Source organism: Streptomyces sp. NPDC054887, from assembly GCF_053610585.1.
This window is the reverse complement of sequence record NZ_JBSGYQ010000072.1, coordinates 23,646-35,112: the sequence shown is the minus strand read 5'-3', so window position 1 is coordinate 35,112 and position 11,467 is coordinate 23,646. Positions and strand designations below refer to the sequence as shown.

Here is an 11,467-nt window from a genome sequence, read left to right as displayed (position 1 = left end):
CATCGCCGACCTCGCACAACACCACCGGGTCACGATGCTCCAGCTCTCCTCCAGCCTCTTCAACTACCTCACCGACGAACACCCCGACACCTTCATCACCACCCACACCGTCCACACCGGCGGCGAACCCGCCTCCCCCACCCACATCCGCACCCTCCACGAGCGTCACCCGCACCTGACCGTCGTCAACGGGTACGGCCCGGCGGAGTCGATGGGCTTCACCACGGCGTACACCGTGGACCCGGCGGCTCCCGCGCTCCCCTCGGTGCCGATCGGTGCTCCGCTGGCCAACAAGTACGCCTACGTACTGGACGACCACCTGCGCCCCGTACCGCCCGGCACCACCGGAGAGCTCTACCTCGCCGGCCACGGCATCGCCCACGGCTACCTCGCCCAACCCACCACCACCGCCACCCGCTTCGTCCCCCACCCCTACGGACCACCCGGAACCCGCCTCTACCGCACCGGCGACCAGGCCCACTTCGACACCCACGGCAACCTCCACTACACCGGACGCACCGACACCCAGATCAAAATCCGCGGCTTCCGCGTCGAACCCACCGAAATCGAAACCCTCCTCACCACCCACCCCCACCTCACCCAAGCCACCGTGGCCACGCACCCGGACCACCACGGCATCGCGCAGCTGACCGCGTACGCGGTCGCCGCCGGTGCGGAGCGGCCCTCGCCCTCGGAGATCCGGCTGTGGCTGCGCACCCTGCTGCCCGACCACATGGTGCCCGCGTTCGTCGTCATGCTCGACCGGCTGCCGCTCACGCCCAACGGCAAGATCGACAAACGCGCGCTGCCGGTGCCGCACGCCGCTCCGGGCACCGGGGGCCGCACCCCGCGGACCGCACTCGAACGCACCCTGTGCGACGCCTTCACCGAGGCGCTGGGACTGCCTTCGGCGGTCTCGATCGACGACAACTTCTTCGACCTCGGCGGGCAGTCGCTGCTCGCCGCCCGGCTCACCAACCGACTGGGCTCCGCCCTGAACCTGCGCCTCACCCTCCGCGACGTATTCCGTCACCCCACGCCCGCGCAGCTGGCCGCCCACCTCGGCGACCGGTCCGCGCAGGCCGCGACCACCCCCGAGCCGCGCCGCGCCAGGCCCGCCCTGCGCCGCCGCGCCGACCAGGAACGGATCACCTCATGACCGACCGGACCGCCCCCCTGCCCAACGCCGACGACATCGTCTGGGACCTGCCCGGCGAGGGCCCCCAGCGGACCGCGCTGCTGGTGCTGCCGCACGCGGGCGGCAACGCCCACGCCTACGCCGAGTGGCGGGCCCATCTGCCGCAGGACGTACGGCTCCTGATCGGGCAGTACCCGGGCCGCGGCGCCCGCTTCGCCGAGGACCTGCCGCGGGACATCGCCGACCTGGCCGGCCCGGTGGCGGCGGCGCTCCCCGCCGACCTGGGCGAGGACCTGGTGGTACTCGGGCACAGCATGGGCTCGCTGGTCGCCTTCGAGGTGGTACGGCTGCTCAGCGCGGCGGGGCGGGCCCCCCGCGCGCTGGTGGCGTCGGCCTGCCGGGCGCCGTTCCTGGAGAACCCCAGCGCCGTGTACCCCGAGCGGCTCGACGACGACCAGCTGGTCGCCGCGATCAAGGAGCGGGGCGGTACGGACGACGGGATCCTCGACGAGCCCGAGCTCCGCGAGATCATCATCCCCTCCATCCGCGCCGACTTCGCCATCGACGACGTGTACCGCTGCCCCGTCGAGGAGGCCCGCGTCGACTGCCCGGTCACCGTGATCGGCGGCGACGCCGACCCGGTGGTGCCGGCAGCGGCGCTGGACCGGTGGGCCGAGATCACCGGGGCCGGCTTCGCGGCGCACGTCCTGCCCGGCGGCCACTTCTACTTCCAGCAGCAGCTGCCCGGCTTCTTCGCTCTGCTCGGGTCCGTGCTGGACGGCGGCGCGGGACCCGGGGCCGACGTACGGGCCCTCTCCGCCTCCGCGGCCTGACGGCTTCCCACCGGCCCGTACCGCCCTGTGCGGGCCGCCTGCCCGCCGTACGCGCGCCGTCCCGTCCGTTCCCGATTCCGTGCTCCATCCAGCAGAGGACTGTTCCGATGACCACCTTCGCCGAAGCCCCCTCCCTGACCGGCCTGAGCGTGATCCGAGAGCCGGGCAAGCCCGCCGTCGTGGCCACGCCCGGCCACAGCGACATCGACGCCGCCGCCGCGTGGCTGACCGCCCACCGGGCGGAGATCCAGGCGGAGCTGCACCGCTCCGGGGCGGTGCTGCTGCGCGGGCTGCCGGTCTCCGACGCGGCCGCCTTCGCCACCGCCCGCGACGCGCTGATCGAGCAGCGGGCCGGCTACAAGGAGAAGGCCACCCCGCGCACCGACTTCGGCGAGGGCGTGTTCTCGTCCACGGACCTGCCGGCCGCCCAGCCGATCCGGCTGCACAACGAGAACAGCTACACCCTGGACTTCCCCGGTGTGCTGCTGTTCGGCTGCGTGACCGCCCCCGAGGAGGGCGGGGCCACCACCATCGGCGACATGCGCGAAGCCCTGCGGCTGCTGCCGGCGGACCTGCGGGACCGGTTCGAGGAGGCCGGGTGGCTGCTCGTCCGCAACTACTCCGAACTGGCCGGGCTGCCCTGGTACAAGACCTTCGCCACCGAGGACAGGGCGGCGGCCGAGGCGTACTGCGACGAGAACACCATCGGGTACGAGTGGCTGGACGACGACTCCCTGGTCACCCGGCAGCGCAGATCGGCGATCGTCACGCACCCCGTCACCGGTGACCGGGTCTGGTTCAACCACTTCGCCTTCTGGAACAGCCGCACCCTGGACCCGGACGTGCGCGAGGTGCTCGTCGAGACGTACGGCGAGGACGGCCTGCCGTTCAACACCTACCTGGGCGACGGGACGCGGCTCACGGACGCCGAGGTCGACGCGGTCAACGACGTGTACGACCGGGTGACGCGCCGGGAGACCTGGCAGCAGGGCGACCTCATGCTCGTCGACAACATCCTGTGCGCGCACGGGCGCGAGTCGTTCACGGGCGACCGCAAGATCCTCGTCGCCATGGGCGAGCCGGTCGCGCTCGCCGACTGCTCGCCCGCCACCCAGCCGTCCACCACCGTCTTCGGGAAGTGACCACCGCCATGACCGCCGTACTGCCCGAGCGCCACCGCACCCCCGCCCCCGACTCCCCCGCCGTCGCCCGGCGGCCGGTGACCGCCGACCTGCTGGACCGGCTGGCCGCCGTTCCCGGGCACCGCGCCGCCGTGGTCGCCGACGGCCGTGAGCTGACCTTCGACGGCCTGCGCGCCGACGCCATGCGGATCGCGGGCCGGCTCGCCACGCACGGCGTCGGCCCGGAGAGCGTGGTCGCGCTCTGCCTGCCGCGCGGTGCGGGCCTGGTGTCCGCGCTGATCGGCGCCCTCACGGCGGGCGCCGCCTACCTTCCGGTCGACCCCAGACTGCCCGCCGACCGGCGCCGCTACCTCGTCGAGGACTCCGGCGCCGACGTCGTCGTCACCTCGGGCGGCGGCCCGGACGGCGCGCCCCTGGCGCCCGGGGTCCCGCACCTCGACCTGGCCGAACTGCTCGCCGGCGACGGTCCCGCGCCCGCGTACCGTCCGGTGCCGGTGGCGGGGGACACGCTGGCGTACGTCATCTACACCTCGGGGTCGACCGGCCGGCCCAAGGGCGTCGAGATCGGCAGGGAGGCCGCGTCGCGGCTGCTGGCCGAACTGGAGGACGCCCGGATCGCCGTGACGGAGGGCGGCCGGGTCGGCTGGAACGCCTCCCCGTCCTTCGACGCCTCCGTGCAGCAGTGGACCCGGATCTGCCGGGGCGACACCCTGGTGATGATCGACGACGAGACGCGCGCCGACCCGGCCCTGCTCGCCGCGCTCGTGGACGAGGCGTCGCTCACCGACCTGGACCTCACCCCGTCGCACGCCGACCCGCTGCTGGAGCTCCTCAGCGCCGACGGCGGCCCGCGCCCGCTGACCCTGCTGATCGGCGGCGAGGCGATCAGCCCCGCCCTGTGGTCCAGGATCTCCGACCTGGCCGCAGCGGGCACGGTCCGCGCGGTCAACCTGTACGGGCCCACCGAGTGCACCGTCGACGCCACCGCCGGCTGGATCGAGACCCCCGCCGGAGAAGCGGCCGCACCGCACATCGGCGCCGCACTGCCGGGCCTGCGGGCACGCGTCCTGGACGCCGGGCTGCGGCCGGTCGGCCCCGGCGGAACGGGCGAGCTGTACCTCGCAGGCCCCCGGGTGGGCCGTGGTTACCGCCGCCGGCCCGGCCTGACCGCCGAGCGCTTCACCGCCGACACGGGCCAGGACGCCGCGCCCGGCGGGCGCATGTATCGCACCGGTGACCTGGTGAAGGTCCTGCCGGAAGGCAGGCTCGACTACCTGGGCCGCGCCGACGGCCAGGTGAAGCTGCGCGGCTTCCGCATCGAACTCCCCGAGATCGAGGCCGCGATGGCCGCCCACGAGGCCGTCGCGGAAGCCGCGGTCGTCCTGCGCGAGGACCTGCACGGGGCGCCCGGTCTCGTCGCCTACTACCGCGCCACAGGACCGGTCACCGGCGCCGCGCTCAAGGAGCTGCTGGGCTCCGCACTGCCCGCCTACATGGTGCCCGACGTCTTCGTCGCCCTCGACCGCTTCCCGACCACCGTCAACGGCAAGCTGGACCGTTCGGCGCTGCCCGAACCGCTGCTGTCGGCACCGGAGTCCACCGGCGGGGACGACGGGCTGTCCCCCTCGGAGCGGCTGATCGCCGGAGTGTGGACCACGGTGCTCCGGGCGGACTCCGTCGGCCCCGACGACAACTTCTTCAAACTGGGCGGCCATTCCCTGCTCGCGATCAAGCTGGTCTCGCGGGTACGGGCCGAGCTGGGCGTGGCCCTGCCGGTGAAGGCCGTCTACGCCAACCCGCGGCTGCGGGATCTCGCCGCGCACATCGACGGGCTCGTCGCAGCCCAGGACGCCTGAGGACATGACCGTGACCCCGTTGTCGTTCGCCCAGCGCCGCCTGTGGTTCCTCGGGCGGCTGGAAGGCCCATCCGCCACCTACAACGCCCCGGTGGTGCTCCATCTGGACGGGACGCCGGACCCGGCGGTGCTGGGCGCGGCCCTCGCCGATCTGGTCGAGCGGCACGAGGTGCTGCGTACCGTCCTGCCGGCCGGCCCGGACACCGAGCCCCGGCAGGAGGTGCGCGACGCCGGGGCGGTCGCCCCGCCGCGGGTGGTCCGGTGCGCGGACGCCGAGCGCGACGCGCGGGTGGCCGCGTTCGTCCGGGAGTCGATCGACGTCACGAGCGAAGTGCCGGTGCGGGTGGGCCTGTTCACCGCGCACGAGCGCCCGGACGCCGCTGGGGGGACCGGCTCGGTGCTGGTGCTCCTGATCCATCACATCGCCACCGACGGGTGGTCCGTACGGCCGCTGCTCCGCGACCTGGACACCGCCTACCGTGCCCGCCTCGCGGGCCGGGCGCCCGCCTGGGAGCCCCTGCCGGTCCAGTACGCCGACTACGCGCTGTGGCAGCGGGACCTGCTCGGCGACCCGGACGACCCCGGCAGCCTGGCCGCCGAGCAGCTCGGCCACTGGCGGCGGCAGCTCGACGGGGCGCCCGAAGTGACGGCGCTGCCCACCGACCGGCCGCGGCCGGCCGAACCCTCCGGGCGCGGCGCCACCCTCACCGCGCGGGTCCCGGCCGCCACCCACCGCGCTCTGCTCGCCCTCGCGCGGCAGCACCGGGCCAGCCTGCCGATGGCGGTGCGCGCGGCGCTGGCCACCGCCCTGGCGGCGGCCGGCGCCGGCCCGGACCTGGTGATCGGCACGCCGGTCGCCGGCCGGCCCGAGGAGGATCTGTACGAGCTCGTCGGATTCTTCGTCAACACCCTGGCCCTGCGCACGGACCTCTCCGGCGACCCGAGCCCCGCCACGCTCCTCGATCGGGTCCGGGACGCGGACCTGGCCGCGTACGAGCACCAGGACCTGCCGTTCGACCTGCTGGTCGAGCGGCTGGCTCCGGAGCGCTCCCTCGGCCACCACCCGCTGTTCCAGGTGATGCTGACCGTCGACGACCCGCAGGGCGCGGGTCCGGTGCCGCTCGGGCCGCACCTCACCGGCCGGCCGGGCGCCGCCGATCTGGGGGCCGCCAAGTTCGACCTCACGTTCTTCTGCGCCCCGCACACGGCCCCGGACGGCTCCCCCGACGGGCTCGACCTGGCGCTCGGCTATGCCGTAGACCTGTTCGACGAGTCCACGGCGCGGTTGTTGCTGGACCTGTTCACCCGTGCCCTCGACGCCTTCGCCCACGACGCGGGCCGGCCGGTCGGCGCGCTGGCCACCGCGGAGGAACGGGCCGGACTCGGTGCCCGGCGACAGGCGCCGGCGGAGGCCCGGGACGCCGCGCCGGCCGACCGCCGGGGCATGGGCGGTCCCCGGGAGGAGATCCTGTGCGGACTCTTCGCCGAGGTGCTCGGCCGCCCCCACGCGGAACCGGACGACAACTTCTTCCGCACCGGCGGGCATTCCATGCTCGCGGGCAAGCTGGTGAACCGGATCAGGACCGCCCTGGGGGCGGAACTCGGCATCCGCGACCTGTTCCTGGCCCCCACCCCGGCCGCCCTGCACCGGCGGCTCACCGGGGCCGCCCGCGCCGGCGCCACCGCCCGGCCCGCGCCGCGGCCGGTGCCGGAGGCCGAACGTCCGGACCGACTGCCGCTGTCGGCGGCGCAGCGGGCGCTGTGGCTGCTCGCCCGTATCGAGGGCCCCTCGGCCACCTACAACGCCCCCGTGGTCCTGCGCCTCGACGGGGTGCCGGACGCCGGTGCGCTGGGCGCCGCCCTCACCGACCTGGCCGCGCGGCACCCGGTCCTGCGCACCGCCTACCCGCAGGTGGACGGGGAGCCGTACCAGCGGGTGATCGACGGCTTCTCCCCCCGGCTGGAGACCGACCGGTGTGACGGCGGTGCCGAACTCGACGCCCGGGTCGCGGAGTTCGGGCGTACCCCGCTCGACGTGACGGACGGAGTGCCGCTGCGGGCCCGGCTGTTCACCACCGGGGACGGCGGCGCCTGCGTCCTGGTCCTGCTCGTCCACCACATCGCCGTGGACGGCTGGTCCCTGGCCCCCCTGCTCCGGGACCTGGGCGCCGCGTACAGCGCCCGGCTGGACGGCCGCGCCCCCGGCTGGGAGCCGCTGCCCCTCACGTACGCCGACTACGCGCTGTGGCAGCGGGAGCTGCTCACCGACCCGCGCGCGCTGCTGGGCCACTGGCGGACCGCCCTGGCCGGGCTGCCCGAGCGGACCGCCCTGCCGTACGACCGGCCCCGGCCGGCCGAGCCCGGCGGGCTCGGCGGCACGGTCGCCGCCCGGCTGGAACCCGGTGCGCGCGGCGGGCTTGCGGCGCTCGCCCGGGACCGGCGCGCGAGCCTGTTCATGGTGGCCCGGGCGGCCCTCGCCGCCGCCCTGTCGGCGACCGGCGCCGGCCAGGACCTGGCGATCGGCACCCCCGTCGCGGGGCGCTCCGACGAGGCCCTGCACGACCTGGTCGGCTGCTTCGTCAACTCCCTGGTGCTGCGCGCCGACACGTCCGGCGACCCCACGTCCGCCGCTCTGGTGGAGCGGGTGCGGGACACGGACCTGGCCGCGTTCGACCACCAGGACCTGCCGTTCGACGTGCTCGTGGAGCAGTTGTCCAAAACGGCCGGGCGGACCCTCGGCGAGCACCCCTTCTTCCAGGTGATGCTGACCGTGCGGGCCGACGCGGCGGTGGACGGTACGGACGTTGCGCGGCTCGGCCCGCTGACCGCCGAGGCCGGATCCGTCGACCTGGGGACGGCCAAGTTCGACCTGAGCTTCCACTGCGAGGAGGAGGCCGACGGCGGGCTGCGGCTGCTGCTCGGCTACGCGCGGGACGTGTTCGACGAGGACACGGCGAGGCTGCTCCTCGACGTGTACGCCCGTGCCCTCACGGCGTTCGCCTCGGACGCCGGCCGGCCGCTGAGCGCCCTCGGCCTGGTCACCGGCGCGGAGGCGGCCGGCCTGGCCGCCCGGCGGGAACGGCTCGCCGAGGCGGTACGGGACGCCGCCGAGCGCGCGGCGGCGCGGGAGCGCGCCGGGCGGACGGCAGCGGAGACGGCGGCGGAGCACCCCCGGGTGCAGCTGCTGTGCGGTCTGTTCGCCGAGATCCTCGGCCGGGACGCGGTGCTCGCCGACGACAACTTCTTCCGCACCGGCGGGCATTCGCTGCTCGCGAGCAAACTGGTCAACCGGATCCGCGCCGCACTGGGCGTGGAGGCCGGGGTCCGCGACCTGTTCCTCGCCCCCACCCCGCGGGCACTGCACGACCGGCTGCCCGCGCGCGCCGAAGCCGGCGGAGCCCGGCCGGCGTTGCGCCCGGCCGTCCGGCCCGAGCGGATACCGCTGTCGTACGCACAGCGCCGCCTGTGGTTCACCGACCAGTTGGAGGGCCCCTCCGCCGCCTACAACATCGCCCTCGTCCGACGGCTGGACCGGCCGCTGGACCCGGCCGCCCTCGCCGCCGCGCTCGCCGATGTCGCCGAGCGGCACGAGGTGCTGCGTACGGTGTACCGGGCCGAGGGCGGCGAACCGTACCAGGTGGTCCTGGACGGGGCCCGCCCGCAGCTGGAACTGGGCTTCCCCGCCGACCTGGCGGCAGCCGTGGACGCGGCCGCGGGCCAGGTCTTCGACCTCGCACGGGACCTGCCGTTCCGCGCCTGGCTGTTCCTGCCCTCCGGCGGCGGCGGACGCCAGACCCTCGTCCTGCTGCTGCACCACATCGCCGCCGACGGCTGGTCGACGGACTGCCTGCTGGCCGACCTCGGCGCCGCCTACGCGGCGCGGGCCGCCGGCTCCGCTCCCGCCTGGGAGGCGCTGCCGGTGCAGTACGCGGACTACACGCTCTGGCAGCGGGAGTCGCTGGGCCCGGCGCCGCAGGCGCGCCTGGGGTTCTGGGAGCGCGCCCTGGCGGGCCTGCCGCCGCTGATCGACCTGCCCACCGACCGGCACCGGCCACCCGTACCGACGGGGCGGGGCGCCCTCACCGGGTTCACCGTGCCGGCGCCGGTGCGCGCCGGGCTTGAGCGGATCGCCCGGGACACCGGCAGCAGCCTGTTCATGGTGGTGCACGCGGCGCTCGCGGCGGTGCTGACCCGCTGCGGGGCCGGGCCGGACCTGGCGGTGGGCACGGTGGTGGCGGGCCGGGACGACCAGGCGCTGAACGGGCTCGTCGGGTTCTTCGTGAACACGCTGGTCCTGCGCACGGACACCTCGGGCGACCCGTGCTTCGCCGATCTGGTGGTACGGGTCCGGGAAGCGGACCTGGCGGCGTACGCACACCAGGAGACGCCCTTCGACCTGGTCGTGGAACACCTCAACCCGCACCGGTCGTCGGCCCACCACCCGCTCGCGCAGGTGATGCTGCGGGTCAGCCCGGAGCCGGACGGCGCGGGCTGCGGGGACGGCCCGCTGGCCGGTGAGGCGCTGCCGTTCGGGGCGCACACCGCGAAGGCCGACCTGACCTTCGCGCTCACCGGCAGCGCGGACCACGGCGGTCTGGACGGGGTGCTGGAGTACGCGACCGATCTGTACGACGGGCCGGGCGCCGAGCGTCTGGCCGGGCTCCTCACGCACGCGCTGGCGGTGTTCGCGGCGGACCCCGCGGCCCGGATCGCCGCCCTCCCGGCGGGACCGCCCCGGCCGGGCGACGGGCCGTACGCGACCGTGGCGGGCTACCGAGTGGACCTCGGACACGTACGCGAGGTGCTGGCCGCCCGGCCGGGGGTCACCGGCGCCGAAGTGGCCCTCACCGACGGGCGTCTCGTGGCCCGGGTGACGGGTGCGGTCACGGAAGCGGAAGCGCAGACCTGGGCGGCGGACCGGCTGCCGGAGTACGCGGTGCCCGTCGTGCGCGCCTCGGGGCGGCCGCCCGAGCCCCCGGTCCCGGGTGGTCCGCTGCCGCTGCTGGTGGACCTGTTCAGCGAGGTCCTGGACGGCAAGGAGGTGACGCCGGACGCGAACTTCTTCCGGTCCGGCGGGCATTCCCTCCTGGCGGTGCGCCTGCTGAACCGGGTGCGCACGGAGCTCGGCCGCGAGCTGACGCTGCGGGACGTCTTCCGGCACCCGACGCCGGCCGCGCTGGCGGCGCTGCTGGCTGCGGCGCCCACACCGCCGCCCGTCCCGGCCCTCCGCCGCCGCACCCGCGCCGGCACACGGGTGCCCCAGCGCTGACGGGCGAGCGCACCGGCCGGGGGGCGGCGGCAAGGCTGCCACTCCGGCCGGCGAACGCGCCCGGGCGCGCCCCGTGGGCGGGCCCGGGCGCAGGCCCGTACCCGTACGCAGAGGTCGTCCCGCCACTCAGGGCCCTGCTGTGCTCCGGCCGGTCAGGCGGTCGCCGTGCCGCGCCCGCGGGGGTCGGTGCCGGCGGCCCGGGAACCGACCGGCGGCTCGCGGGAGTCGAGTACGTCCTCGCCGTAGAGGGCGTGCAGCCAGTTGGTCTGGTAGATGGTGTCGAGGTAGCGCTCCCCGAGGTCCGGGGCGATGGCCACCGCGGTGAGGTCACGGCTGTCGTGCTGGTTCAGCCACCCCATCGCGCCGCTGACCACCGTGCCGGTGGAGCCGCCGAACAGGAACCCGTGCCTGGCCAGTTGGCGGCAGGCCCGGATGGTGCTGGGCTCTTCGACGTGGATGACCTCGTCCACATAGGACTCGTCCAGCAGCGGTGGACGGATGCTCGTGCCCAGTCCGGGGATCATCCGGCGGCCGGCGGGACCGCCGAAGGACACGGAGCCGACGCTGTCGATGGCGACGATCCGCACCGGACGGTGCCCCTCACGGTGCCCTTCGTGGAAGTACCGCGCGCAGCCCATCAGGGTGCCCGTGGTGCCGGCCCCGACGAACAGCACGTCCAGGCGGGGGAACGCCCGCTCGATCTCGGGAGCCGTCCTGCGGTAGTGCGCCTTCCAGTTGCTCGGGTTGGTGTACTGGCTGAGCCACACATAGCGCTCGTCGGAGGCGCAGAGCGCGCGGACGTAGTCGAGCCGCGCGCCGAGGAGGCCGCCCTGGGGGTTCTGGGTCGAGATGACGTGCACGTTGCTGCCCAGCGCCTCCATCATCAGCCTGGTCGCCAGGTTGCAGCGGGAATCCGTCACGCACAGGAAGCGGTAGCCCTTGCTCGCCGCGATCACGCTCATCGCCACGCCCAGGTTTCCGGACGATGATTCGACGATGACCGAATCGGGCCTCAGTACGCCGTCCCGCTCGGCGCTGTCGACCATTTCGATCGCTGTCTTCAGCTTGATCGAACCGGCGAAGTTGAAGCCCTCGCACTTCAGGAAGAGCGCGCGCCCGAAGATCGGCCGGAGGTCGACGTAGAGGTCCTCCTCGTTGAAGGCGTAGGGAACGGATATGACTGGCACGATGGCCTCCTGATCTGCGGAGGAGCACTCTCGAATAGCTAC

At 74.8% G+C, this 11,467-nt stretch carries 6 protein-coding genes; 5 read left to right on the top strand and 1 reads right to left on the bottom strand.

Annotation, left to right across the window (positions count from 1 at the left end; all coding sequences use genetic code 11):
* From ACWGH0_RS29630 to ACWGH0_RS29610, 5 genes are all read left to right on the top strand, one after another.
* Positions 1-1,159: non-ribosomal peptide synthetase (locus tag ACWGH0_RS29630; RefSeq protein WP_453407335.1), on the top strand; the 1,159-nt coding region annotated here is incomplete at its 5' end.
* Positions 1,156-1,971, top strand: a complete 816-nt coding sequence (locus tag ACWGH0_RS29625) for a thioesterase II family protein (protein WP_453407334.1) — start codon at positions 1,156-1,158, stop codon at positions 1,969-1,971. The genes ACWGH0_RS29630 and ACWGH0_RS29625, both read left to right, overlap by 4 nt.
* A gap of 107 nt (positions 1,972-2,078) precedes the next feature.
* Complete coding sequence (locus tag ACWGH0_RS29620) at positions 2,079-3,113, top strand: TauD/TfdA family dioxygenase (protein ID WP_453407333.1); 1,035 nt, start codon at positions 2,079-2,081, stop codon at positions 3,111-3,113.
* An 8-nt stretch (positions 3,114-3,121) separates the two neighbouring features.
* Positions 3,122-4,969, top strand: a complete 1,848-nt coding sequence (locus ACWGH0_RS29615) for an amino acid adenylation domain-containing protein (protein WP_453407332.1) — start codon at positions 3,122-3,124, stop codon at positions 4,967-4,969.
* A gap of 4 nt (positions 4,970-4,973) precedes the next feature.
* A complete protein-coding gene (locus ACWGH0_RS29610) occupies positions 4,974-10,238 on the top strand; it encodes a condensation domain-containing protein (RefSeq protein ID WP_453407331.1) in 5,265 nt (1,754 codons plus the stop codon).
* Between the two features lie 152 nt (positions 10,239-10,390).
* Here ACWGH0_RS29610 and sbnA read toward each other — a convergent pair whose 3' ends face one another.
* A complete protein-coding gene (gene sbnA, locus ACWGH0_RS29605; protein ID WP_453407330.1) occupies positions 10,391-11,425 on the bottom strand; it encodes a 2,3-diaminopropionate biosynthesis protein SbnA in 1,035 nt (344 codons plus the stop codon).
* Positions 11,426-11,467: the final 42 nt, after the last annotated feature.